Source organism: Acinetobacter sp. TYF_19, from assembly GCF_043105125.1.
Classification (GTDB): domain Bacteria; phylum Pseudomonadota; class Gammaproteobacteria; order Pseudomonadales; family Moraxellaceae; genus Acinetobacter; species Acinetobacter johnsonii.
Map to the genome: position 1 here is coordinate 66,941 of NZ_JBICLH010000044.1, position 25,421 is coordinate 92,361.

Here is a 25,421-nt window from a genome sequence, read left to right on the forward strand (position 1 = left end):
TGCCCTTATTTGGTGAAATAGTGGTCTTGATGCTTACATTTGCGACAAAATAAAGTCACATATTGGTCAGCATCATAATCTACGGTAAGCTCATTTGAACCGCAGTACATACAGCGTTTTTGTGAGTAGAAGCTTAAACGCGGCTCAATTTTTTGCCATAAACGAGAGACAGGCTGGAAGAAAATGGCTTCGTCATAGCCTAAAAAGCGGAAAAATAAAACTTCGCTCATTTTGCTGAATGGTAGGTTATGCGGTCGAGGCAGCGTTGAAGTTTCCCATTTTTCAGCCACACTGCGTTCACGGTATTGTTGTAAAGTTTTTTTCAACAAGTTGGTGTTAATAAAGTTTTCATTTCTGGGTTGTAAGGCTTTACGTTCATATAAATACTCCAATGCAGTTTGGATTAAATAATAAATTTGTCCGACCGCGAGTACATCGAGTAAACGATAACAAAACACTTGAAAACTGTTATTTCCTGCAATTTGAATGCCCCAAGTACGACAGTAAAACTGCATAAATTGGATAATTTCCTGATAGAGCAATTGGTACAAGGCATTTTTGACTTCATCCGCGGTCTTAAAAGGCACACCAAGGCTAAGATTTTCATAAAACCAATAACGTAACTGCTGCGTAACACTAAATAGGCTGGGTTCAGAATAGCCGTCCAAACGCACATTAATATAGTACTGATGGGCTTCACTGGCAAAATCTTTGGCAACGAGGATTTGTTCTTTTACCAGTTGTTTGACGAGACTATTTTGAAATAGATAATTGGGGGTAATACTAAAATATTTGATCTGTTCCCAATCAATAAACTCTTGATGTTGTGTATGTTCTTGTGCGTAGTCATCTAACAGGGCCAATAAAAATAATTTATGCATAAAACTGAGCTGGCCCAGTTCAAACTCATAAATGTCCTTGGTTTTGGTTTTGGATTTACGCTGTTCTTGCTGACGAGTTTCTTTCAATATTTTTTTGCGCTGGGCTAAACAACTGTCGCAGTGGCAATTTAAGTTTGAATTGCTAAAAACACGATGTTGGCAGTGGCTACATTCATGAAAGTTAATTTCTTTGTCGTATTGTTCAGCATCCACCCAAAACATGGCCGCCTGACAAAGTGGACAAGGCGTGCTTTCATCAAGTTGTTTGTGCAAAATTTGAAGCGACATAAGATGAATTTGAGACTCAGGATTTTCTCAAATTATACACGCTAAAATTTCAGAAAGGCGTTGTAAATTGCAGTGTAATTGAACAAGCAGAGGTGCTTTGTAAACGCTAGACGGGTGAAGCAATGCAGTGGCGAATATAGGGCGAAAAAAATACGGCATGCACCGTATTTTTTTGTAGACGTAGAATTTAAACGGGGCAAGGTAGAGAGTCATCTTCCATACCTAGTTTTTTAGCTTCAATCATGGCTTGAACTTTTTTGCTCGGCAACTTTTTACTCCCTAGTGTGTCGTAGTGATTTAAAATGCTACTGACATCGTGTGCTTGTAAAGGTATTCCTTCACAGCTCATGAACAGGGCAATGACTTTATGATCAATTTTTGCAGCATGCATTGCTTGCAGCATTTTTATATTTTCGACGCGGACGATATGGTCTTTTAAGTACATCTCACACCTCTATTTGTTTTGCTTAAGTTTTATCATGCGCTATGCATATTTAGATACAAGCAAAAACTGTGCACAAAATGTAGCCGATTTGAAAATTAAGTTAGATATTTGAAAAGAGCTGGCTTTATATCTTATCCATGTCTTTAAGTTTCTCAGCGCTTGAATGGTAGAGAGCTAATGGTACTGAGCAAGTCTAAAGGCTGGTGCAAATATTGCTAGACAAGCACTGCACGATGTGAAGAGTTGTCTGTTTCTTATTCACTTGGTGCAGTCATATGCGCGGGATAAGAACAATAGAATTGAAAAGCTTATTCAACGTGCCCATATAAATATCATTCAACATACACAGACAGTATGGCAAACTTGTCGTATGATCAAAACATACACAATATAAAGCTGTAGACCAATAGCATTAGGACATGACATGAATATTGCGGCAAATCCAATTATTGAAGCAGATCAAACCGTCTATTTAAAAGACTACCAAAAACCATCTTTTTTAGTAGACAGCATTCACCTCGATATTCAAGTCTATGATGAGCATAGCCAAGTTGATGCTGTACTGGAGCTGACGCGCCAAACCGAGGGTGATTTGGTTTTACTCGGTCGTGATTTAGAGCTGAAAAGTTTAGTGCTGAATGGTCAGCAACTTAGCCAAGAGCAATATGCGCTTGATGCAGAGCAGTTGGTGATTCGTAATGCACCAAATCAGATCAAGCTTGAGACATCGGTGATCATTCATCCTGAGTCAAATACACAACTTGAAGGTTTATACCAAGCCGCATCAGATTTGTTTGTTACCCAAAATGAGCCTGAAGGATTCCGTAAAATTACCTTTTACCCAGACCGTCCTGATGTCCTTTCAGTTTTCACCACACGTGTAGAAGCCGATAAAAAATATCCAGTGCTCCTTGCCAATGGTAACTTGATTGAAGCGGGCGAGGCAGGCGAAGGTCGTCACTATACCATTTGGCAAGATCCAACCAAAAAACCAGCGTATTTGTTTGCTTGTGTGATTGGTGATTTGGCTGTTTTAAAAGACCGTTATGTGACCTCGGAAGGCCGTGATGTGGCTTTAGAAATTTATGCCGAAGAAAAAGATATTCCGAAATGTCATATTGCAATGGAAGCCTTAAAGCATTCAATGCGTTGGGATGAAGAACACTATGGTCGTCCCTATGATTTAGACAACTATATGATTGTGGCTACCAGTGCTTTCAACATGGGGGCGATGGAAAATAAAGGTCTAAACATCTTTAATACGTCATGTGTTTTGGCAGATGAAGAATATACGACAGATGCCGCGATCATGCGTGTACAGTCGGTAATTGCTCATGAATACTTCCATAACTGGACAGGTAACCGCATTACTTGCCGTGATTGGTTCCAATTGTGTTTAAAAGAAGGCTTAACGGTTTTCCGTGATCAATCTTTCTCAGAAGATTTGCAGTCGGCTGCGGTTCAACGTATTGACGATGTTGCGGTACTCAAAGCGCATCAGTTCCCAGAAGATTCAGGCCCATTGTCTCATCCACCGCGTCCAGACCATTTTGTGGAAATTAATAACTTTTATACTGCAACGGTCTATGAAAAAGGTGCGGAAATTAACCGCATGATGGCAACCTTATTAGGCAAAGAAAAATTCCGTAAAGGAACTGATGAATACTTTGAACGCCATGATGGTCAAGCCGTGACAGTTGAAGATTGGGTAGCCGCTTTAACCGCAGGTTCAGGCGTAGATTTATCCAACTTTTTAACGTGGTATAACCAACCAGGTACACCAAAGTTAGAAGCGGAAGGTCATTATGATGTTGCTGCACAAACTTATACCTTAAACTTTAAGCAAAGTTTAAAAGCACATCCTAAGTATCCGAATCTAAAAGCTGTGCCAATCCCTGTCGCTTTAGCGCTGTTCGATGCTGCAACAGGTGAGCAATTGGTTTTAAACTCAGAAAGTTTATTTGAAAATGCCGTCAAAGACGGTGTGTATCTTTTCGATCAAGATCAAGCCAGCATTGTGTTTAGCGGTTTAAGCACGAAACCTGTCGTGTCATTACTGCGTAATTTTTCTGCGCCCGTCAACTTAGAATTTAACTATACCGATGAAGAGTTGGCGTTCCTGATTCAATACGAAACCAATGGTTTTAACCAATGGCAAGCAACGCAAACACTGCTTGAGCGTATTTTACTCAATGTTCATGATGCGCATATTTATATTCAAGCCATTAAAAACACACTGCCAGATCTTGTTGAACAAGATCCACTCTTGGCATCACGTTTATTTGATGTACCAAGTGAAGGTTATTTGGGTAGTCGTATCGACACTGACTACGAACCTGCGAAGATTCAAGAACAGCGTAATGCTTTAATTGAAAAACTAGCACGTGAGTTAGGTGAGTTCTGTAAAGACACTTATTTGGCTTTAGACCCAGATTTGCAAAAAGAGTTCTCACAAGCCATGGGTGTCCGTGCGCTGAAAAACATCATGCTTAGTATGATGGCACGTCAAGGCGATGAAAGTGCTTTTGAGCTGGCATATCAGCAATATGAAGCCACAGGCAATATGTCTGAACGTTTAGGCGCATTACGTGTCTTGGTGTGGAATGATGCACCGCAAGCAGAAGCGGCTTTACGTGACTTTTATCTACGTTTTAAAGATGAGGCTTTGTCACTAGATCAGTGGTTCACACTTCAAGCGGCACATCCTTGTGCTACGACGGAAACCATTCAATACCTCACTTCTCATGTCGATTATGATTTGGGCGTGCCGAACCGTATTCGTTCTGTGAGTGGTGGCTTAAATGCAAACCCAGTGAACACATGGAGTTTTGGTGTGGATCATTTCATTGGACTGGCAAAATATTTAGATGAGAAAAACCCAATAGTTGGTTCTCGTTTACTTCAAGTTTTGTCTCGCTGGTATAGCTTAGCCGAGCCACAACGTAGCGAAGTGAAAGCAAAGCTTGAGGCTTTAAAACCACAAGTGAAATCTAAAAATGTCAGTGAGACTTTGAGTAGCATGTTAAGTATTTAAGTGATCTATGCATAAAAAAAGCCAGTCTACTGACTGGCTTTTTTTATGCAAACTGAAGAATGACAGCATGAAGGGTACACATTGGTATTTTTATAAATAATGAACATTCATGTGAATAGTGTGAAATGAATCGCATTTTGTGGGTATAATGTTATGGCATAACAGATGATTAGCTCAATATTCTGTATTTTTTTCGGCTTCTGTATACAGGCTATTGGGTAGACAAACATGTAGAGTGTAAACAGATATGTTAGTTAAAATTGAAGATGGGTTTTATTTAAATACCGTTCATATTATTGCTATTCGTATTGCGAAAAGTGCTGAACTGGGAACATTTCAAGTCAATGTTGAGTATAGCCCGCATAACCATCAGGCTTCGGGTTTATTTCAAAAAACTTTTATGCAACAGTCGGCAGCAGAGCATTATTTGCAAAATTTGCATCAGCAGATTAGTAAAAGCTAATGAAGTGAACGAGTTCTGCCAAACAAAAAAGACTGCTTCGGCAGTCTTTTTTGTTTAAAATAATATTTAAACTTTTACGATCAGCACAGGTATCGGAGACTGTGTGAGAACATTTTGCGCCACACTACCTAACATCATCTTTTTAAAACCTGTACGGCCATGTGAGCCCATCAAAATCAGGTCTGCACCGACTTCATCGGCCACATGAATAATACCTTCAGAAGGAGAGATGCCGCGAATCACTTTGGTATCCACCTCAATTTCATCGCGGTCAAATGAGAGCTTTACTTCGGCTAAACGGTCTTGAGCGACTTTTTCAGCATGTAGGAAATAGTCGGTGATGGCTGGTGCAACTTTATAGAAGTCGACACCGACAAATGGATCGACCGCAATCACACTCATGAGCGTTACACGGCTATTTAAATCTTTGGCCAACTCAAGTGCTTGTTCAACAGCAGCATAAGACATGGGTGATTCATCGACGGCAACCAAAATGTGTTTGTAGCTCATTATCTTCTCCTTGATGGGGCACCTTTATGCGGATTATTTTGCAGTACATGCGAAATCAATTCACATAAAGACGCGTTATAGTTGATTAAGCTTTAACAATGAGAACTGGGAGATCAGTAGACTTGAGAACATCTTGAGCAAAGCTGCCTAATAGGAATTTTTGAAAGCCTTTACGGCCATGTGAACCCATTACAATCAGGTCATTTTTTAGTGAAGCGGCTGCTTCGACCACAGCATCTTCAGAGACTTCACCTTTGATGATTTTAGACTGTGCTGTTACACCTTGTTCTTGTGCAATTTGAACAGCATCCTGAAGGGCTTTCTCAGCATTGTTGTAGGCTTGTATGAAATAGTCTTTCATGATTGGAGAAGTATAGTAAAAATCAGCATCTTTGAGAGGGTCTTCAGCAACTAAGCTAATCAATGTGAGTTGACTGCCAAAAACTTTGGCAATTTCAGCCGCTTGCTTAACCGCAGAAAAAGAAATTTGTGAACCATCAACAGGGACTAAAATATGTTGGTAAGCCATCAAAGGGACTCCTTTTTGTATAAGATTTAGTTCTTAATTTATTGATAACACACTGCCATTAAATGTTCAATTTTGATCGGGCTAAAAATTGAAAATTCATGAAATTTAAAGAAAATAATTCAAAAAAAAGCCGATTTACCTGTCCAAAATCTTGAGTGAAAAACTCAAGTTTCAGATTTAAAGCGATATTCTTTAAAAAATACTTTTGGATTTTAAATGAGACTGAAATGAGATCTTTTTAATCATGCGGTGTGATAGAGATTGTATTAGAATCATTTGAAAAAAGGGTGGGGCTGAACAGTATGATTTTTCAATCAATAATAAAAGTACTTAGTACGGTTTTCATGATTGTGCTATTGAGCGCTTGTCAAAGTGTAGAAAAGAACACCAAACTGATTGCGGGTACATTTAATACAGCAACCAATATTCAAATGAAAATGCTAGATCGCTTTGCGCCTCCCGATGTCATCGTACATAATAATATTCCATATCAAGCTAGTCCTGAGCTGAATGTTGACATCTATCAACCCCAAAATATTGAGCAATTAAACACAGTGCCCACGGTGGTTTGGATTCATGGCGGCGGGTGGGTTTCGGGGTCAAAAGAGCATGCGCGAGGTTATTTCAAACTTTTGGCCAATCAAGGCTTTAACGTGGTCTCGGTAGAGTATCAGTTTGCGCCTGAGGCTATTTATCCTACTCAGTTACAGCAAGTCGATCATGCACTGAATTTCTTACAATTGAATGCTGCTCAGTATCATATTAACCCGAACCAACTGTATTTAGCAGGAGACTCTGCTGGAGCCAATATTGCCAGTCATTATGCTGCACTTTTGACGAATCCCGCATTTGCTCAAGCATCCAATTTTAAGCCGAGCATTCAGCCGAAACAGCTTAAAGGGCTAATTTTGCATTGTGGTATTTATGACTTATATCGCTTTGTAAACACGGCTCCTGAGGAACTCAGGCTTATTGAATGGGGCGTTTATAACTTGGTACAAGCTTATACAGGGGAGCGTAAAGAGGATGCAGAGTTTTTAAAGTCAATTTCAACCAGTGAACATATTACGCCACAGTATCCACCTGTCTTTATCAGTGGAGGAAATAAAGACTTTTTAACCAAGAGCCAGTCTTTACCTTTCGTCGAGGTGTTGAAGCAGCATCAGATTGCAGTCACAGAGGCTTTCTACCCAGACTCTAAGGAGTTTTTGGTGCATGAATATCAGTTCATGATGAGCAAACAAGCCAGCCAGATCACCTTTGATCGAACCATTGATTTTATAAAACAGACCTCAATACCGACTGAAACAAAATAAAAAAGTATGCAGAAAGCCTTGTTTAGTTTTTGCTATTTTAATAACATACCGACCGATTGGTATGTTTATTGTTGAGTTTCTGATGAATCCTATATTAATGGCTTATGCTTTGCTGGCGATGGCAATTATTTCTGAAGTGATTGGTTCAACTTTTTTGGTAAAGTCGGAAGGTTTTACCAAGCTATTGCCTTCACTGGCGGTGGTAGTTTTATTTTCGTTGGCATTTTATTTATTGTCTCAAGTGATTAAAGTGATTCCATTGGGTATTGCTTATGCGATTTGGGCGGGTGTTGGTATTGTTTTAACCGCTCTGATTGGTTACTTTGTTTTCCGACAAAGTCTAGATTTTGCAGCAATGATCGGTATTGCACTGATTGTTTCTGGTGTGGTCGTAATTAACTTATTTTCAAACTCAACAGGGCATTAAGTTCGATGCAACAAGCAAGTCCACGTAAAAAGGCACCGGAACAGGTTCGCCAAAGTATTCTACAACATGCGATCTGTTTAGCTGCTGAAAAAGGCGTGACTGGGGTCTCCATACAAGCTGTGGCTGATTTGGTTGGCGTGAGTAAGGGTGGCGTTTTTCATCATTTTCCAAACAAACAAAAGCTACTAGAAGCGATGGTTGTGGAACAGCTTGAACAATTAGATCGTGTAGTCGATGAGTTGATTAGTCAAGACCGTGATCGTTATGGTTGCTTTACCCGAGCCTATATCGAGATTACTTTGGAAAAGCAGGTGCTAGGCTTGGAGCATTCTTGGTCAGCTATTTCGATGATTATGCTGACTGATCGGACCTTTAATGAGTATTGGATTGAGTGGCTTGATAAACGTTTGGCTCGACATCAGGATACAGACAATGACTTGGAACTTAAAATTTTGCGCTATGCTGCAGATGGCATTTGGCTCACAGCATTTACTGAGGTGGAAAATCTGTCTGAGACGATGCAACTTAAGCAAGAATTGATTCAACGAAGTTATCAGCATTAATTTTTCAAGTTAGCAATATTTAAAAATAAAAAAACACCCGTCGAGGGTGCTTTTTTATATGAGGGATTAAACTTTTTTGGCTTTAAACTTAAATATAAGCATAACAGCAAAACCAAAGAGTAGTCCCCAAAAGGCAGAGCCAATACCAAAGAACTGTACCCCAGATGCGCTAAATAAAAACGTCATAAGCGCTGCCTCGCGGTCTGATACCGCTTCAAATGCAATCGCGATGTTATGACTAATCGTGCCAAACAAAGCAATACCAGCCAAAGCGGTAATAAAGATTGCAGGGAAAGACAGTAAAAGGCTGGTCAGGGTGGCTGCGAATAGTCCCATTAAGATGTAGAAGAAACCGCAGCTCATGCCCGCAATATAACGTTTTGATGGATCAGGGTGAACTTGTTCATCTAAACTGACAGCTGCACTAATTGCTGCGGTATTGACACTATAACAGCCAAAGGGTGCGAGTAAGGCTTGAGCGGTGCCCGTCCATCCAATCAGTTGATTGACGTGGGGGTTATAGCCATAGCTTTTAATCATGGCAATACCCGGTAAGTACTGCGATGCCATATTGATCACAAATAAAGGCAGCGCTAAACCTAAAATAGCAGACATACTAAATTCAAGTGCCATCCAAACAGGTTGCGCTAGGCTCCATGTGATTTGAGGAGTATGGAAGTCTAAGAACAATGGGCAGAGTAACAAGCCTGCAATCACTGTAATGACAATGCAATAACGTGGAGTAAGTCGCTTAGAAACAATATAAGCCGCCAGCATGGATAAAATAAAACCCCAATGGTCTTGCATACTGGCGAACAATGAAATACCAAACTTCAATAACACACCAGCTAGCATGGCACTGGTTAGGCTTTGCGGGATATACGTCAGAACTTTTTCAAAGATACCGAAAAAGCCCAAAATGGCAGTAACTAAACCACAGACCAAAAATGCGCCAATTGCTTCATGTAAATTATAACCACTGCCTGTCGCAATAATTAAGGCCAGTGCTGCCGTAGACCATGAGGTCGATACAGGATATTTAAGTTTCCAAGATAAAAGCAGGCCACTCAAACCAATACCCAGACCTAAAGCCCAGAACCATGAGTTGATTTGCGCGGTATTTGCACCTAAGACTTGGGCGGATTGAATGACCAAGACTGAAGACACACTAATGCCAATGAGAAAGGTAATAAAACCTGCGAATACTGCTGGAACTGAGAAATCTTGAAATAATTTTTGCATGAAGATCAAAACATAATTTGAATGAGTGAAAATTACTATTGTTCAAGGATCATACGCTGGTTCTTGAAAAAGAAAACAGCACACTATGGATTTTTTATCGAAAATAATGAGATTATTCACGAGAATTACAGTGTGGAAAGTGCCAGTTTTAAGCCGAAGCCACAAAACAGCAGACCGACGGTCGCCACCGCAACGGCGGCAACTTTAAACTGTCGGTTGAAATAGCTCGCCAGCTTAATACCTGAAAAAATCAGGATACTAAGATAGGCCATACTGATGATTTGTAGAATAATAGAAAGTAAGGCAAAGCTCAGTGCTGGGTAGGCATAATTTGGGTCGACAAACTGCACAAAAAAAGACAGATAAAACAAAATGGCTTTTGGGTTTAAAAGGCTAATGGTCAGCGCTGAACGAAAAGGATGTAAGGTTTGTAATGTGCTCTGGTCTGTACTTGCTGCAAGCTGTTGCGGGCTGGACTTCCAGGTTTTGATTCCTGCAATCAAGAGTTTTATACCTAAATATGATAGATACAGTGCACCTACAATTTTTAATAAAATAAACAGCCAAGGAAAAGCATGTAAAAGAGATGCTGCACCCAGCACGGTACATAGAATGAGGATCAAATCGCCTGTGAAAACACCTAATGCACCCCAGTAACCTGTCTTAATACCAAATCGTGAGGCAATGAACATCACATAAAGAGAATTTGGGCCTGGCAAAATCACAATTAGAGTTGTACCGATGATATAAGTACCGATATCGATAATACCAAACACAACGTATTCTCAATAAAAAAGCCGATGTTGCATGATAACAAAATCGGCTTTTAAAAGAAGAAAAATCAAGTTAAGCTGAAATTTCTTCATCTAAACCAAAAGACTGACGTAACAGTGTGTTCAGTTGTTGACGAGCTTTAATAAATCCATCAATCCCCCCTTGTAGCAGTTGCGTTGCCATGAGGTCATGTTCAATTTGATCTCTAAACTCAGTTTCACCGAGTGGGTCAAGTGGTGCTGTCGCAGGCATAACATCACTTGCAGACAGTTGTGCTTTGACTTCACGCGTATCTTGCTCAAGTGCAGCCAATAAATTAGGTGCAACAGTGAGTAGGTCGCAGCCAGCTAGTCCCAACACTTGGTCAATGCTCCGGAAGCTTGCGCCCATAATTTCTGTTTTAACCCCATGTGCTTTATAGAACTGGTAAATTTGCTTCACAGAAAGTACGCCAGGGTCTTTTTCAACGGGATAGCTTTCCACGCCTTCGGCCTTTTTGTACCAATCTAAAATACGTCCAACAAAAGGTGAGATTAAAGTGACATTCGCTTCCGCACAAGCATGTGCTTGATGCACACCAAACAAAAGCGTTAAGTTGGTATGGATGCCTTCAGCTTCCAGCACTTTCGCTGCTTGAATGCCTGCCCATGTCGAAGCAATTTTAATTAAAATACGATCCTGATCTACGCCGTAGTTTTTATATAGCGCCAGCAGCTCTTTGGCTTTTTCAATGGTGGCATCGGTATCATAAGACAGCGCTGCATCCACTTCTGTGGAAACACGACCTTCAATCAACTTGAGAATTTCAACACCAAATTTGACGGTAAGAATGTCGATTGTGCGTTCAATAAGTAAGTCATCTTCTAAGCCTTCAGCTTTGGCTTGAGCGAAAGCATCTTCAATTAATTCCTTATTTTCAGGTTGACTTGCAGCGGCTGTAATTAGAGATGGATTGGTGGTTGCATCGAGCGGACGAAATTGGTTAATCGCCGCTAAATCGCTACTGTCGGCAACAATGGTGGTTAAGCTTTTTAATTGGTTTAATGCGGTTTGTGTCATTGATCGTTCGTTCTTAAAGTTATTACCCGTAAATTATTTATAACACAAACTGCTTTTAACCCAAGTGGATTCGGACGTTTTAACAGCAGTTATTATACTTTTTTACGCTGATTTCTAATGTATTGGATTAAAAAACGTGCAGCTGCGCCCAATTCACTTTCACGACTCCAGACCAAGTCTACAAAATATTCAAACTTGGGGGTGAAATCCAGCAGATCTAATATTTTGAGCTGCTTTTTGAGCTGAGGGTTTTCATTTAACATTTCTAAGGGCAAAACACCCCAACCAAAGTTTTGCATGATTAAGGCGCAAGCCGAGTGATGGTTGTCTGTCCGCCAATACTGTTTGGAATACAGCAATTCTGGCTTAATGCTTTTATCGCGACTAGCAACCACAATTTGACGACTGTGTTGGATTTGTTCAAAGCTGACTTGTGGAAATTGAGCAAGCTCAAAGTCTTTGTTTGCGACTGGGACTAATGTTTCCATTTTTAATTCAACAAACTGTTCGCTGCTTTCTAGCTGTTCACGTTCGAACATCAGTGCCAGTTGTGCTGTACCGTTAAGTAACATTTTCTGTGCATCTTCTTGAGGTGTTGAAAAAATATTGATTTGTAGACTGGGAAATTCGGCCTCTAATATCGCGATGTAGTCGATCCACTGCATATGTAGAAGCTCGGATACCACTACGATGTTGAGCGCTGACTCCAAACCATGGCTTAGAGCATGGGCATGCTGTTTCCATTGATTCATTTCAATCAACAGTTGCTCGGTTTTTTCATACAGGGTCATCGCTTGCGCTGTTGCTGTGGGTTCACGTCCTTCGCGTAAGAAGAGCTGTAGGTTTATGTCTATTTCCAAGTTGGCAATTGACATACTCACGGCCGATGGTACTTTACCCAACTTGCGTGCAGCAGCTGAAAATGAACCAGACTCAATCACAGTTTTAAAAATAATCAGTTGCTCTTGATTGATATTCATAATTTTCTATCTTTCAGTTTTATTGAAAGAACCTAACTCGATTAATCAATATTATAAAAATAAAATAGCAAACATCCAATCATGAAAGAGTAATTAAAAATGTTGATTTCCAAAAGAAGGATTATTCATGCACTCAGCTATGAAATCATCCTATTGGTGATCATTGCTGTTGCCTTAAGTTTCATATTCCATATGCCTTTAGAAGTCACAGGTGTACTCGGTATTGCCATGGCTGTCACTTCGGTCATATGGAATATGGTGTTTAACCATTTTTTTGAAAAGTTTGAAGCGAAAAGAAAGCTAAAAAGAACCATCGGTGTGCGTGTTCTTCACGCGATTGGTTTTGAAGGTGGTTTGATGCTTGCAACCATCCCAATGGTCGCATATGCAATGCAAATGAGTATTTGGCAGGCCATCGTGCTCGACTTTAGTTTAACCATGTGTATTTTGGTTTATACCTTTATTTTCCAGTGGTGTTATGACATGCTGGAAGCTAAATTGGGTATTCAACCTGAAGCACAATATTCAAATTAAAAAAAAGCCACGCAATGTCGTGGCTTTTTTAATGTGCAGCGATTCTTATGTGAATTTTCTAACATTGAAAATATAAGGGATCATCAAGGCAAAAAGAACCGTGAGGGCATAGTGTAAGCTATTCACTACAGCGCTAATATACGGATGAGCAAAGCCTTTTAGATAGACCATGGTTGCGCCTTTCTTTGTACTGGAATCTGTGTATGGGATTTCATCACTGATCAAAAACCAGCTTAAGCAGAAAAAGAGCAACATAAAAATAAAAAACAATAAGCCTAACGGGCTAAACATTGAACGTTGCTGTGTATTCAGTTTTGCGTAGTGTTGTTTAATGTGCTGGATTTGTTGTCTGTTGAGCTGTACGCGAAAATAATTGATAAAAATAAGGGCAATGCATATGAAAGTACATATACCAAAAAAGTCATTGAGAAATTTATGTGGACTGGATAAGTTGGATGCGATGGTGCTTGGAAACATGCCTTGAAAGTGAACATCAAAACTGACCATAAGGAGTGCTAGTCCTAAGGGAACGAGGTAAAAATAATAATAGCGAATGGGTGTATTGAGGTAAGCCAATAATGGGAATGAATTTCGCATAGTTTTGTATTTGGTTATTTTATATTTTTATCTATAGAGCAAATTGATGGTTTTGACCAGTTAAAAAGCACCTCAAAAGAGGTGCTTTATCATGGCGAAGGCGAGATTATTTTTCAATAATCGCTGTTACCCCTTGGCCACCAGCAGCACAAATTGAAATCAGTACGCGACCTGAACCTTTTTGGTTAATCAACTTCGCAGCAGTAGCAATGATACGACCACCAGTTGCAGCAAATGGGTGACCTGCTGCAAGTGAAGAACCTTTTACGTTAAGTTTAGTGCGGTCAATTGAACCGAGTGGAGCATCTAAACCTAAACGGTCTTTACAGAATTTTGGATCTTCCCAAGCTTTCAACGTTGAAAGAACTTGCGATGCAAATGCTTCATGAATTTCGTAGTAGTCGAAGTCTTGAAGTTTAATGCCAGCACGTTCAAGCATACGTGGAACTGCATAAGCAGGTGCCATCAATAGGCCTTCTTTTTTCTCAACGAAATCAACAGCAGCTGTCTCTTGGAAGGTTAAGTAAGCAAGCACTTCGTGACCGTTTACTTTTGCCCATTCTTCTGATGCTAAAAGCACACAAGATGCACCATCCGTAAGTGGGGTTGAGTTACCCGCAGTCATGGTACGCGCATCGCCTTTACCAAAAGCTGGTTTGAGCTTAGCAAGTTTTTCAACAGTAGAGTCAGCACGTAAGTTGTTGTCACGCTCTAAACCTAAGAATGGTGTGATTAGGTCATCGAAGAAACCTTCTTCGTAAGCCGCAGCCATTTTTTGGTGTGAAGATGCAGCAAGTTCGTCTTGCGCTTCACGTGCAATACCCCATTCAAGCGCGGTAATAGCTTGGTGATCGCCCATAGAAAGACCTGTACGTGGCTCACCATTTTTCGGCGCATCCATTAAGTCTTTTAGGTTTATTTTAGTTAAAGCTTTTAAACGGTCTTTACCCGTTTTTGCAATGTTGAGTTCAAGCAATGCTTTACGTAAACCATCACCAAATGCAATTGGTGCATCAGAAGTTGTGTCTACACCACCAGCCACACCCACTTCAATTTGGCCCAGTGCGATTTTGTTGGCAACTAAGAAAGCTGCTTGTAAGCCAGTACCACATGCTTGTTGAATATCGTAAGCAGGTGTTTCTGGTGCAAGTGCAGTGTTTAGTACACATTCACGGGTCATGTTAAAGTCACGGCTGTGCTTAAGAACAGCACCAGCAACCACTTCACCAAGACGTTGACCTTGAAGGTTAAAACGTTCAACAAGACCGTTTAGCGCTGCTGTGAACATATCTGTATTCGAAGCGGTGAAATATACGCCATTTGAGCGAGCGAAAGGAATACGGTTACCACCGATAATAGCCACGCGGCGAACAGTGTTTTGACTCATGGTTTGATCCTGTTGAACAGCAGTTTGAGTTTTTGATTTTAAAGCATTTGTAGAAGAAGCGGGGCTTTTACTACGAGTTGACGCAGCACGGGTGCGAGTCGGCTTAGTCGTGTTATTTACTGATTGGGTTATTATGCCAGTACTTTTAGTTCTACGCGGTGTACTTTTTGATGTATTTGACACAGTTTCCGTAGCAGAATTTTCCACTGCTGGATTTTCTTGAGTTGTTTTGCTCATAAGGCTTTTCCAAGCATGTTAATCTATTCTTAGGGTGTACATTAGCATATTATAAAAAGGGCTGAATTGACTAGAATGACATTGCAACAGGCTTTCAGGTCAAGACATATCATCTATAACTCAAGTATGATTCTATAGAAACCGATGGAAATATTGAAATATAAGACTCTAGACATCACTTTGAAGTTAAAAGGATATCTTTGAATCCATCAACAATTCATTTGTATGAGAGATAAAAAACATGACTGATCAATACCAAACATTCGCAAAATCTCCGATTGGTAAATTTGTCATTAAAAATTTGGGTTTACCTGCACCAACTTTTTTAGACCGTTTTGAGTCAGCAACGCCTGTGATTAAAGGTGCTGTTTTACTGGGTGCAGCAACAAACAGTTCATTGTCTAGTGCAATTGCGCAAGTGTTGGCAAATGTTCACGCCAATAGCTATGCAGGTAACAATGCACAGTTACAGCAAGCTGCGGCTCAAGTGGGCTTAAACTTAAGTGCATTTAATGCAGGCGACAAAGAGTCTAAATTCAAAGTTGTTATTTTTGATGCATCTGGCATTGAGTCATCAGAGCAACTCAATGAGTTATATAACTTCTTTAACCCGATCGCACGTCAAGTGGCTGCTTCTGGTCGTGTGATTGTGGTAGGTACTACCCCTGAAACTGCAGGTAGTGTGAAAAAAGCGATTGCACAACGCGCGCTTGAAGGCTTCGTGAAGTCAGTCGGTAAAGAATTTAAAAAGGGGATTGCAGCACATTTGATTTATGTGGATGCAGGTGCGGAAGAAAATCTTGAGTCAACTTTACGTTTTGCAGCATCTCCACGTTCTGCTTATGTCTCCGGTCAAGTGATTCGTGTTTCTAAAGCTGATGTTGTAGATGTGGACTGGGCGAAACCACTGGCAGGAAAAACGGCTGTAGTAACAGGTGCGAGCCGTGGTATTGGTGAAGCGATTGCACATGTCTTGGCACGTGATGGCGCGCATGTGATTTGTTTAGACGTACCACAGCAACAAGCAGATCTTGACCGTGTTGCAGGTGAGATCGGTGGTTCAACACTAGCAATTGATATCACAGCAAACGATGCTGGTGAGAAAATCAAAGCTGCGGCAGCTGCTCAAGGTGGTTTAGACATCATCGTGCATAACGCAGGTATTACTCGTGACAAAACTTTGGCAAATATGAAGCCTGAACTTTGGGATTTGGTGATTAACATTAACCTGTCAGCGATTGAGCGTGTAAATGATTATTTACTTACGAATGACGGTTTAAATGCCAATGGTCGTATTGTTTGTGTATCATCAATTTCAGGTATTGCAGGTAACTTAGGTCAAACCAACTATGCTGTGTCGAAAGCAGGTGTCATTGGTGTGGTTAAATTTACTGCTCCAACGTTGACGAATGGCATTACCATCAATGCGGTTGCGCCAGGTTTTATTGAAACCCAAATGACTGCTGCGATTCCATTTGCAATCCGTGAAGCGGGTCGCCGTATGAACTCGATGAGCCAAGGTGGTTTACCTGTAGATGTTGCTGAAACCATTGCTTTATTTGCAGCGACAGCATCGACTGGTTTAAACGGCAACGTGGTACGTGTTTGTGGTCAAAGCTTGTTGGGTGCTTAATTTAAAAGCTTGAATTTATCTCTCCTTTAGAGGGGGGAGATAAATTCTTTATATTATAAATGGGATGGCATTTTCCCTCATCCCAACCTTCTCCCTGAGGGAGAAGGCGCTATCAAAAATATTGAAATAAAAACTTCTCAAAGGTTCAGTATGAAGACTCGCCATTTTAGTCAACTTCCAAAACCATATATGGCTTATCCGAAGGTTATTCAAGGTTTGATCTTTAAAAAGCCAAAAGGTGAAAAAGTCTTACCGCAGGTTGAGTATGTGGTGGATTCTTTTAACGTCGATCAAAAGCATTTGAAAGCCTATAACCAAGTATGTGGCTTTAAAAATAATGGTTATATTCCTGCGATTTATTTAGCCGTATTATCACAAAGCTTACAAATGCACATGATGGGGCAAGAGCCGTTTCCATTTCCTGTGCTAGGTTTGGTGCATATTCGCAATCAAGTCAAACAAATACGTAAGGTTGGCGTCAATGAAACCCTTACTTTATCATGTAAATATGGCGCGCTTGAGTCACATGATAAAGGTGTTCAGTTCGATTTCATTACCACGGTGAAAGTTGGCAATGAAGTGGTGGTTGAAGCCTTAACCACGTATTTAGCACGTCAAAAGACCGATGGTAAAACAGCACCAAAATTAGTTGAAGCAACGACTCCAGATTATCAGCCGAATGCAGTCTGGGAAGTCTCTGAAAACACAGGCCGTCGTTATGCAATGACCTCGGGCGACTTCAACCTCATCCACATTCATGCGGTGACAGCAAAAGCCTTTGGTTTCAAACAAGCCATTGCGCACGGCATGTGGAGTAAGGCGCGAGCGTTGGCTTCGATCACATTGCCTGATGCTTATGAAGCGGATGTTTGGTTTAAACTGCCGATGTATTTACCGTCAACAGTCGATTTTATGACCGCGACAGAAGGTGCAAATACCGCTTTCTTAATTCGAAATAGTAAGAATCAAAAACCGCATGTGACGGGACAGGTGAAAGCACTATAATTTTTAAAAGCCCAGTTTAGATTACACTGGGCTTTTTTATGTCCGCTTAAAAATACAAGGATGTGTAAATGAAAATTTTAAAACAATATTTACAAGCGAATCCGAACCATTATCAAGGCTATGTTGACCCACGTTTTCAAAGTGTTGCCCATCTGTTTAGCCGTTTACAGGATGCTCGTTCAGCATATGGCGGTGCAGCCTGTGTTTTATATTTTCAGGGTGAAAAAGTTGTCGATATCTATACGGGTTTGGCAGCGGTAGATTCTCCTTGGCAGGCCAATACTATGTCGGTGTGTTATTCGACGGGCAAAGGCGTGCTCGCAACCTTGGCACATATTTTAGTCAGTCAGGGTGTACTGAGCTACGACCAACCGATTGCGGATTATTGGCCTGAATTTGCCCAAAATGGCAAAGGGAAGATGACGCTAAGACACGTGCTGAGTCATCAAAGTGGATTATTTGATATTCGTAATAACATTGCCGATGCGACAGAAATGTTGGACTGGACGCATATGTTAGACGTATTTGAAAGGGCGCAACCACGCTTTGCAATTGGTGAAGATGCTGCCTATCAACCTTTGTCATTTGGTTGGCTGGTCGGTGGTGCTTTAGAAAAAGCAACGGGGAAACCTTTAACTAAACTCTTCCAAACCTATTTAGTTGAGCCACTTGAGCTAGATGGGGCTTACTTTGGTGCACCCAGTGCTGAATTAAAACGTATCGCACGACCCATTGTCCGTCCTGTATCTATCCAACCAAATCAAAAAAGTCCAACGAAAGTGCGTAAAGTTTCATTGCTTGATAAAGCGATGCAGTGGTCAGGGCAAGATCCACAAGACTTTCAAGATGGCATGATTCCCAAAGGTATGAAAAAGGTCAGCTTTTATCAGGATGATGCGATTCAGGCGATCATTCCCGCAGCAAATGGTGTATTTACAGCCAATAGTTTAGCCAAAGTGTATGCGATGCTATCTCAAAAAGGAATTTGGAAAGGTCAGCAGTTGATTCGTCCTGATGTGTTTTCTGAGTTGAGTCGAGTGCAATATACCGATCGAGATCGGGTGATGCCGATACCTATGCATTGGCGCTTGGGTTATCACCGTATATTAACCTTAGGAAAAACTGCAGAGCAGGGTTTTGGTCATATGGGCTTTAATGGTTCAGGGGCTTGGGGCGATGGTGAGCGAGGCTTGAGTTTTGCTTATACACATAACTTTGCTACAGGTTCTTTGACTGGGGATTATCGACTTTGGGCTTTGAGCCAAGAAAGTTTACGCTGCGCAGATGCGGTTTTAAAAGGCAAAAAAGGCTGGTTTTGACGGGGCTGAGATTTAGTCATCGTCTAAAATATGTTATGTTCGTCGCGGTTTAGGTTTTGAATATTTGTGACATGAAGGCTCCCATTCTTATCCCGCTGGTTGCTACAGGATTACTCTTAGGTTGTTCCGAGGCGAATCAAACGCAACATGATCAGTCTAAACTCCAAGTGGCAGAACAAAAGCAGATTATTCCTGCGTGGGTTGGGAGTTATCAGGGGACAACGCCGTGTATGGGGTGTTTGTCCCGTTGTGAAGACTGTCCGGGTATGGCAGTTGCACTTGAGCTGCATGAAAACATGACCTACACCCTAAAACGAGAAAGTTTGAGTGGCCATAATGAAATCGAAACTTTGACTGGACCACTTCGTTTTAATGCTCAAGATCAGCACAAGGTAGAGTTGGTGAATGTGACAACGCGAAACTTACTTTATGTCGATTTAGAAGATCGTGTTCTAGAAATACGTGAAGATGTGACTGGAAAAAAATACCAAATGCAGAGTGATTTTGTTTTGGTGAAACCAGCTTAATTTTCTAAATATCTGTATTTTAGAAATTCATTTTAATATTTACATCTTTTTGCTTTTCCGAAGCTCTCACTTTATTTCAAATCCATAATCTAAATACATAAATAGCTTGAGGTAGGGAGTGGGATAAAAATGGAGCTAATGGTTTTTGAATTATTGATCTAAATCAGCTTTATAGCTTAGAAATGCGAGAAGGGGGTGAAGTAATTCATTCACTCTTTGACAAAAAAACAGTATGCTTAGGCCTATAAAAAGGAGCATACATGTATCAAGTACTTGCACGGAAATATCGTCCTCGTAATTTTAATGAGCTAGTGGGTCAAAACCACGTCTCTCGAGCGCTAACCAGTGCTTTGGAGCGCGGACGTTTGCACCATGCTTATTTATTTACAGGAACGCGTGGGGTCGGAAAAACCACCATTGCCCGTATTTTGGCGAAGTGCTTGAACTGTGAAACAGGTGTGACTTCGACGCCGTGCGAAGTTTGCCCAACCTGTACCGCCGTGAATGAAGGCCGTTTTATTGACTTGATTGAAATCGATGCGGCATCACGTACTAAAGTTGAAGATACGCGAGAACTTTTAGACAATGTTCCTTATGCGCCAACACAAGGTCGTTTTAAGGTCTATTTAATCGATGAAGTACATATGCTGTCTACGCATTCTTTTAATGCTTTACTCAAAACATTGGAAGAACCACCTGAACATGTGAAATTCCTTTTTGCAACGACAGATCCGCAAAAGCTCCCAATTACTGTGATTTCGCGTTGTTTGCAATTTACACTACGCCCGTTGGCTGTAGATGAAATTACCGAGCATCTGGCTAATATTTTAAATAAAGAAAGCATCCAAGCCGAACAAGATGCGATTTGGCAAATTGCAGAATCTGCCCAAGGCTCATTACGTGATGCACTTTCTTTGACAGACCAAGCGATTGCTTACGGTCAGGGCGCTATCCAGCACCAAGATGTCAAAGAAATGTTGGGTTTAATCGACCGTACCATTATTTATGATTTGATCCTTGCGATACATCAAAACCAAAAACAACGGGTGAGTGAGTTGCTGATGCAATTCCGCCAGCAAGCACTGGATGTATCTTTAGTTTTAGATCAACTGATTTCGACTTTACATGAGTTGGCGCTATTACAATATTTGCCTGAACTTAGTCTCAAATATAGTGCTGAAATTAATAAAAAAATCATGCAATTGTCTCAGCAAATTGCTGCGCAAGACTTGCAACTTTATTACCAAATTACATGTAAAGGGCGTGCTGAATTACAGCTAGCAGTCACACAAGAGCAAGGCTTTGAAATGTCAGTGCTGCGCATGTTGGCATTCCGTCCATTACAACCGAATGAAGTCCTGGTGGCTCAGACGAATAACGCTGTAGTTGAATCTGTACATCAAGCGGTAATACCGAGTGCAGATCCAGAAACGACTTTGCATCAAGACGCAGATGTTGAAGTTGCATTTGAAGATGCTACGATAAATCAGGACGTAGAGCCTGAGTTTAAGCCTGGACTTGATGATGTCGATGTTTCAGAAAGCGCCGAAGATAATAAACCACCAGTGGACTCATCTCAGCAATCTGATCAAATCGTTTTTGATCCTTCAAGCGATGAAGTGTTGTTCGATTTGGATGAAGCAGACGAATTTAATGCGCAAACTCATGACGATGAGCCAAATAGTGATGATTTCTTATTTGATGAAATTGTACCGTTAGACATAGAAACTCAAAATGACGCATCCGTTGAACCTGCCGCAGTAATAGCTGAACCTGCTGTGCAAACGGAGTCGTTTGATTTAGCAAGTGGAGTGCTTTCTGCTGATAGCGTACAGAACACCCAAGTTGTAGAAAATGAAAGCCTACAAACTGTTGCTGCTATTGTAGAGCCTGTTCAATCTGAACCGGTTTCATCTGCACCAACCGATTTAATGCCGAAAGATATTTTGCAACTACAACCGCAGCAGTTAGTCGGTGAGTGGACTGTGGAGAAGTGGGAATATTGGTTCAGAAGTAGTGGCTTATCGCCTGCGGTACAAGAGTTGGCTCAACAAGGTTTAATGGCTGGGCAAATTAATGCCGAGTCTGTGTTTATGATTCCACAGCGTTATGAGCAACTCCTCACCCAATTACGTCATATTTTAGAAGATGCACTCAAGGCTGAATGGCCGCAGACGCGTTTTGATGTGAAATATGCAGAAGTTGAAACGATTACGCCGTACACCATGCAGGCACAGCGCAAGCAAAAAGCATTTCAACGTGCGCATGAATTACTACAAAATGAAGACACGGTCAAAGGTCTTGTACAAACTTTTGATGGTGAATTGCAGAATATCCAACTTAAGTAATGCCATGGCTTAAGTAGTGGCGCAAAGCACTCCGCATTTCAGATGGAATCGGGGTGCTTTTGCGTGTTTCACGGTCTACAAAGACATGAACAAAATGTCCTTGAGCTGAAGCAGTTTCTTGACCAAATTTGAAAATGGCAAGTTCGTAAGTGAGTGAAGAGTTTCCTATTCTAGAAATAGTCACACCAATATCAATAATCTCAGGATAAGACAACTCATGTAAGAAACTGCATGCTGAGTCGACCACTAAACCAATAATAGGGGATTGGTGAATATCAAAATTTGCTTTTTCAATCAGTAAGGCATTTGCGGCAGTATCAAAATAACTATAGTAGGTGACGTTGTTGACATGGCCATAGAGGTCATTGTCTGACCAACGTGTTTGAATCGGTAGAAAATAATGAAATTGGTCACGTGTCTTTGCAGCTTGTCTCATCGATATCATCCTTAAAATCGTCTTATAAATAGCCTAAGCTAATTATATGGCTTAGCTGTAAATGGCTTGATAAATTTCCCGTGCCTGTTGCCACTCTAGTTCTCTTGGGTTGTTTTGTAGTAGGCGTGTTTGTAACATGGCATCGGTTGCAAGCTGATCTAGACTGTGTTCAGAAACATTCAATGCCTTGAGTTTTAAGGTTAAACCACTGCGGTCTAAATGGTTTTGCATATGATCAACGAAAAGATCAGAAAGACCATCGGTACAGCCTGTACTTTTTGGATCGAGCCAGCAGATCAGTTCCGCATAATGTTGCTTAGCTAGCGGCAGATTAAACTTTAAAACCTCTGTCAGCACTAAGGCATTGCTATGTCCATGAGAAATGTGAAAATGCCCACCCAATGGATAAGCAAGCGCATGAACAGCACCGACAGGGGCATTGGCAAAGGCTTGTCCTGCCAACATCGAACCGACTAACATATTTTGTCGAGCTTCTAAATTTCGACCATCTTCTAGCACCAAACTGAGGTTTTGATTCAGCAGTTTTAAAGCCTGTTTCGCTAGCATGTCGGCATAGGGGTTTTTCTTGATTTTAGAGGTATAGGCTTCAATCGCATGTACCATCGCATCAATGCCTGTAGCAGCACTAATATGACGCGGCAGATTTTCAGTAAATGTCGCATCTAAAATCGCCACATCGGCAAAAAGAACGGGTGCTACGATTCCAGTCTTTGTCGTTTCACCTGTGGTGACGATCGAAATTGGTGTGACCTCAGAGCCTGTCCCTGCAGTGGTAGGGACTAAAATTAAGGGTAGACGAGGTGCTTGGGCATTATTTACCCCATAAAGATCGGCTAACTGTTGCTGCTGTGCAGGATGGCTGAGGATGGCAATAATTTTTGCAACATCCATAGAGCTGCCGCCACCAAAACCTAAAACGATATCTACTTTTTGCTGTTTGGCATAATCAACCGCATTTAAAACAATTTGCTCACTCGGATCTGCTTCAACCTCACTGTAAATACTATAAGTGAGCGAGATATCTTCTAAAATTTCTAAGATGGGAAGGTGAAGCTGATGCTTTAACATGCCTGCATCTGTAACCAATAACAGATGCTGATAAGGACGTGCTGTTAAAATGTCTCTGAGTTGCTGAATGCTGCCTAAGCCAGAAATAATATTCGGCACAGTTTGAAATTGAAATTGGTTCATAACAGCATCCTTTTTTATATCTTATCCAACAATATTGTTTTGTACTTCTATAGGATTCATCCTCTAAATAACTTAACATAAGACACTTGAAAATAAAGCTGTTTCGAGGTGGTTATGTCATTCACAGCGCCCTATAAGGTGTTATGTGTCTGTTTAGGAAATATTTGTCGTTCTCCTACGGCAGAAGTAGTTCTCAGACATTTTTGTGATGCACATCAGCTCAATATCGAAATCGATTCGGCTGGAACTAGTAATTACCATCCCAACAAAGCACCTGACTTACGTAGTCAAGAACATGCTTTAAAACGGGGCTATGATTTATCCAGCTTACGTGCACGACAGTTACAGACCCGTGATTTTGTCCATTTCGATTTAATTTTGGCCATGGATCATCGTAATTTTGATGATATTCAAGCGTTGTATCAAACAGCGCAAACTGAATTTGGTGATCAATCTCTCCGCGCTAAAGTTGCACTGATGTCTGAACACGACGCGAAGTATCCGCAGCAAGCATTACCTGATCCTTACTATGGTGGTTTTGATGGTTTTGAACGTGTTCTTGACCAATGTGAGTCGAGCAGCCAAGCGTGGGTCAGTATTTTTAAACAACAATTTGAACAGTAATTAAGGTTCGTGCATGCAAATCGAAACACAAAAACAGCTTAAACCTTTTAATACGTTAAGCTTAAATGCGATAGCCTCTCATTATGTTCAAATTCACAGTCCAGACGAGCTTGTAGATGCATTGGATTATGCACAGCAACACGCTTTGAATGTCATGATTTTATCTGGTGGAAGTAATATGCTGCTTCCCGCACAAATTGATGCTTTGGTTGTGCATATGAACATTCTAGGCGTAGAAAACCTGTCTGAAGATGCAACTACCAAAACTATACGGGTCGGTGCGGGTCAAGTTTGGCATGACTTTGTGCTTTGGACGACAGAACACCATTTATTTGGCTTACAGAATTTGGCGTTGATTCCAGGCCTCGTCGGTGCATCTCCTGTACAAAATATTGGGGCTTATGGTGTAGAAGTCGGTGAGTTCATCGAAAGCGTGCAAGTCTATGACCGACAGTTGAAAACATTTAGTGATATTGAAGCTAAAAACTGTGCATTTAGTTATCGTCATAGTATTTTTAAAGATAATCCAAATCGCTATGTGATTACGCATGTGACCTTCAAGTTGTTGAAAAAAGAAGATTTGAAAATTAGCTATGGTGACTTAAAACAAGCCGTGGGTGATGAGCTAACAGCTTTTAATTTACAACAGCAAGTGATTCAGATTCGTCAAAGTAAATTGCCTGATCCGAAAGAATTTCCTAACGTAGGCAGTTTTTTTAAGAACCCAATTATTAGTCAGCAAGCTTATGACCTTTTAGCCCAAAAATTTGAAAAATTGCCACATTATCCGCAGCCGAATGGTGATGTTAAAATTGCAGCAGGTTGGTTGATTGATCAATCAGGCTGGAAAGGTAAGCAGCTTGGTGTTGTCGGGATGTTTGCCAAACAAGCCTTGGTTTTAGTGAATTATGCCAATGCAGATTTGAACGATGTACAGAGCACATACCGTGCAGTACAGCAGGATGTGTATAATAAATTTAAAGTTTTGTTGGAACCTGAGCCTGTGCTATTTAATTCGGCGGGTCTAATCCAATCTCATCAGGATCGTTAA

At 40.9% G+C, this 25,421-nt stretch carries 25 protein-coding genes; 13 read left to right on the forward strand and 12 right to left on the reverse strand.

All coding sequences use genetic code 11. The features are described 5' to 3' along the window. Window positions 1-5 precede the first annotated feature (5 nt). Window positions 6-1,169, reverse strand: a complete 1,164-nt coding sequence (locus ACF8FD_RS05355; RefSeq protein WP_234305016.1) for a hypothetical protein — start codon at window positions 1,167-1,169, stop codon at window positions 6-8. A 187-nt stretch (window positions 1,170-1,356) separates the two neighbouring features. Next, on the reverse strand, window positions 1,357-1,614 hold the full coding sequence (locus ACF8FD_RS05360) for a hypothetical protein (RefSeq protein ID WP_005401172.1): 258 nt from the start codon (window positions 1,612-1,614) through the stop codon (window positions 1,357-1,359). Window positions 1,615-2,038: 424 nt separating this feature from the next. Here ACF8FD_RS05360 and pepN point away from each other — a divergent pair, with 424 nt between their 5' ends. Together pepN and ACF8FD_RS05370 are read left to right on the forward strand one after the other, a co-directional pair. Beyond that, window positions 2,039-4,648 carry an aminopeptidase N gene (gene pepN / locus ACF8FD_RS05365; RefSeq protein ID WP_234305015.1) on the forward strand — a complete coding sequence of 870 codons (2,610 nt, stop codon included), beginning with the start codon at window positions 2,039-2,041 and terminating at the stop codon, window positions 4,646-4,648. 247 nt (window positions 4,649-4,895) lie between these two features. Beyond that, complete coding sequence (locus tag ACF8FD_RS05370; protein WP_004696898.1) at window positions 4,896-5,111, forward strand: hypothetical protein; 216 nt, start codon at window positions 4,896-4,898, stop codon at window positions 5,109-5,111. A 66-nt stretch (window positions 5,112-5,177) separates the two neighbouring features. Here the strand turns inward: ACF8FD_RS05370 and ACF8FD_RS05375 are convergent, their stop codons facing one another. Next, window positions 5,178-5,621 carry a universal stress protein gene (locus tag ACF8FD_RS05375; RefSeq protein WP_004696899.1) on the reverse strand — a complete coding sequence of 148 codons (444 nt, stop codon included), beginning with the start codon at window positions 5,619-5,621 and terminating at the stop codon, window positions 5,178-5,180. Window positions 5,622-5,706: 85 nt separating this feature from the next. Further along, window positions 5,707-6,150 carry a universal stress protein gene (locus ACF8FD_RS05380; RefSeq protein ID WP_234305014.1) on the reverse strand — a complete coding sequence of 148 codons (444 nt, stop codon included), beginning with the start codon at window positions 6,148-6,150 and terminating at the stop codon, window positions 5,707-5,709. A 302-nt stretch (window positions 6,151-6,452) separates the two neighbouring features. On the opposite strand from ACF8FD_RS05380, the gene ACF8FD_RS05385 reads away from it, so the two are divergent. The 3 genes from ACF8FD_RS05385 to ACF8FD_RS05395 all read left to right on the forward strand — a co-directional run bounded on the left by ACF8FD_RS05385 (window position 6,453) and on the right by ACF8FD_RS05395 (window position 8,456). Next, window positions 6,453-7,466, forward strand: a complete 1,014-nt coding sequence (locus ACF8FD_RS05385; protein WP_234305013.1) for an alpha/beta hydrolase — start codon at window positions 6,453-6,455, stop codon at window positions 7,464-7,466. Between the two features lie 82 nt (window positions 7,467-7,548). Then, complete coding sequence (locus ACF8FD_RS05390; RefSeq protein WP_005401176.1) at window positions 7,549-7,893, forward strand: multidrug efflux SMR transporter; 345 nt, start codon at window positions 7,549-7,551, stop codon at window positions 7,891-7,893. Window positions 7,894-7,898: 5 nt separating this feature from the next. Next, window positions 7,899-8,456, forward strand: coding sequence for a TetR/AcrR family transcriptional regulator (locus ACF8FD_RS05395; RefSeq protein ID WP_234305012.1), 558 nt, complete (start codon window positions 7,899-7,901; stop codon window positions 8,454-8,456). A 66-nt stretch (window positions 8,457-8,522) separates the two neighbouring features. On the opposite strand, the gene ACF8FD_RS05400 is transcribed toward ACF8FD_RS05395, so the two are convergent. The 4 genes from ACF8FD_RS05400 to ACF8FD_RS05415 all read right to left on the reverse strand — a co-directional run bounded on the left by ACF8FD_RS05400 (window position 8,523) and on the right by ACF8FD_RS05415 (window position 12,511). Continuing rightward, complete coding sequence (locus ACF8FD_RS05400) at window positions 8,523-9,698, reverse strand: benzoate/H(+) symporter BenE family transporter (RefSeq protein ID WP_234305011.1); 1,176 nt, start codon at window positions 9,696-9,698, stop codon at window positions 8,523-8,525. A 125-nt stretch (window positions 9,699-9,823) separates the two neighbouring features. Next, window positions 9,824-10,474 (reverse strand): leucine efflux protein LeuE, encoded by a 651-nt coding sequence (gene leuE, locus ACF8FD_RS05405; RefSeq protein WP_234305010.1) that lies wholly within the window; start codon window positions 10,472-10,474, stop codon window positions 9,824-9,826. Window positions 10,475-10,544: 70 nt separating this feature from the next. Beyond that, complete coding sequence (tal, locus tag ACF8FD_RS05410; RefSeq protein WP_058951893.1) at window positions 10,545-11,531, reverse strand: transaldolase; 987 nt, start codon at window positions 11,529-11,531, stop codon at window positions 10,545-10,547. A 92-nt stretch (window positions 11,532-11,623) separates the two neighbouring features. Then, window positions 11,624-12,511, reverse strand: coding sequence for a LysR family transcriptional regulator (locus ACF8FD_RS05415; RefSeq protein ID WP_234305009.1), 888 nt, complete (start codon window positions 12,509-12,511; stop codon window positions 11,624-11,626). Between the two features lie 99 nt (window positions 12,512-12,610). Between ACF8FD_RS05415 and aceI the strand changes: the two genes are divergently transcribed. Continuing rightward, window positions 12,611-13,045 carry a chlorhexidine efflux PACE transporter AceI gene (gene aceI / locus ACF8FD_RS05420; RefSeq protein ID WP_062032662.1) on the forward strand — a complete coding sequence of 145 codons (435 nt, stop codon included), beginning with the start codon at window positions 12,611-12,613 and terminating at the stop codon, window positions 13,043-13,045. Between the two features lie 45 nt (window positions 13,046-13,090). Here aceI and ACF8FD_RS05425 read toward each other — a convergent pair whose 3' ends face one another. Beyond that, window positions 13,091-13,642: a hypothetical protein gene (locus tag ACF8FD_RS05425; RefSeq protein ID WP_205666722.1), complete on the reverse strand. Its 552-nt coding sequence runs from the start codon at window positions 13,640-13,642 to the stop codon at window positions 13,091-13,093. Window positions 13,643-13,748: 106 nt separating this feature from the next. After that, the gene (locus tag ACF8FD_RS05430; protein WP_234305008.1) at window positions 13,749-15,266 is read right to left on the reverse strand and encodes an acetyl-CoA C-acetyltransferase; all 1,518 of its coding nucleotides are present in this window, start codon (window positions 15,264-15,266) and stop codon (window positions 13,749-13,751) included. Window positions 15,267-15,507: 241 nt separating this feature from the next. On the opposite strand from ACF8FD_RS05430, the gene ACF8FD_RS05435 reads away from it, so the two are divergent. The 5 genes from ACF8FD_RS05435 (at window position 15,508) to dnaX (ending at window position 22,098) form a co-directional block, all read left to right on the forward strand. Next, complete coding sequence (locus ACF8FD_RS05435; RefSeq protein ID WP_234305007.1) at window positions 15,508-16,899, forward strand: 3-oxoacyl-ACP reductase; 1,392 nt, start codon at window positions 15,508-15,510, stop codon at window positions 16,897-16,899. 150 nt (window positions 16,900-17,049) lie between these two features. Beyond that, window positions 17,050-17,904 carry a MaoC/PaaZ C-terminal domain-containing protein gene (locus tag ACF8FD_RS05440; protein ID WP_234305006.1) on the forward strand — a complete coding sequence of 285 codons (855 nt, stop codon included), beginning with the start codon at window positions 17,050-17,052 and terminating at the stop codon, window positions 17,902-17,904. A 74-nt stretch (window positions 17,905-17,978) separates the two neighbouring features. Then, window positions 17,979-19,223: a serine hydrolase gene (locus ACF8FD_RS05445; RefSeq protein ID WP_234305098.1), complete on the forward strand. Its 1,245-nt coding sequence runs from the start codon at window positions 17,979-17,981 to the stop codon at window positions 19,221-19,223. Between the two features lie 71 nt (window positions 19,224-19,294). Next, the gene (locus ACF8FD_RS05450) at window positions 19,295-19,750 is read left to right on the forward strand and encodes a copper resistance protein NlpE N-terminal domain-containing protein (protein ID WP_058951900.1); all 456 of its coding nucleotides are present in this window, start codon (window positions 19,295-19,297) and stop codon (window positions 19,748-19,750) included. Between the two features lie 260 nt (window positions 19,751-20,010). Further along, the gene (gene dnaX / locus ACF8FD_RS05455; protein ID WP_234305005.1) at window positions 20,011-22,098 is read left to right on the forward strand and encodes a DNA polymerase III subunit gamma/tau; all 2,088 of its coding nucleotides are present in this window, start codon (window positions 20,011-20,013) and stop codon (window positions 22,096-22,098) included. Here dnaX and ACF8FD_RS05460 read toward each other — a convergent pair. Both ACF8FD_RS05460 and ACF8FD_RS05465 read right to left on the reverse strand, forming a co-directional pair. Beyond that, window positions 22,091-22,534, reverse strand: a complete 444-nt coding sequence (locus ACF8FD_RS05460; RefSeq protein WP_178927967.1) for a thioesterase family protein — start codon at window positions 22,532-22,534, stop codon at window positions 22,091-22,093. The two genes, dnaX and ACF8FD_RS05460, sit on opposite strands and share 8 nt — an antisense overlap. Window positions 22,535-22,585: 51 nt before the next feature. Then, on the reverse strand, window positions 22,586-23,746 hold the full coding sequence (locus ACF8FD_RS05465) for an iron-containing alcohol dehydrogenase (RefSeq protein WP_242760474.1): 1,161 nt from the start codon (window positions 23,744-23,746) through the stop codon (window positions 22,586-22,588). A 114-nt stretch (window positions 23,747-23,860) separates the two neighbouring features. On the opposite strand from ACF8FD_RS05465, the gene ACF8FD_RS05470 reads away from it, so the two are divergent. Both ACF8FD_RS05470 and murB read left to right on the forward strand, forming a co-directional pair. After that, entirely contained in the window at window positions 23,861-24,370 is a 510-nt protein-coding gene (locus tag ACF8FD_RS05470; RefSeq protein ID WP_234305003.1) for a low molecular weight protein-tyrosine-phosphatase, read from the forward strand. A 13-nt stretch (window positions 24,371-24,383) separates the two neighbouring features. Beyond that, the gene (gene murB / locus ACF8FD_RS05475) at window positions 24,384-25,421 is read left to right on the forward strand and encodes a UDP-N-acetylmuramate dehydrogenase (protein ID WP_279733983.1); all 1,038 of its coding nucleotides are present in this window, start codon (window positions 24,384-24,386) and stop codon (window positions 25,419-25,421) included.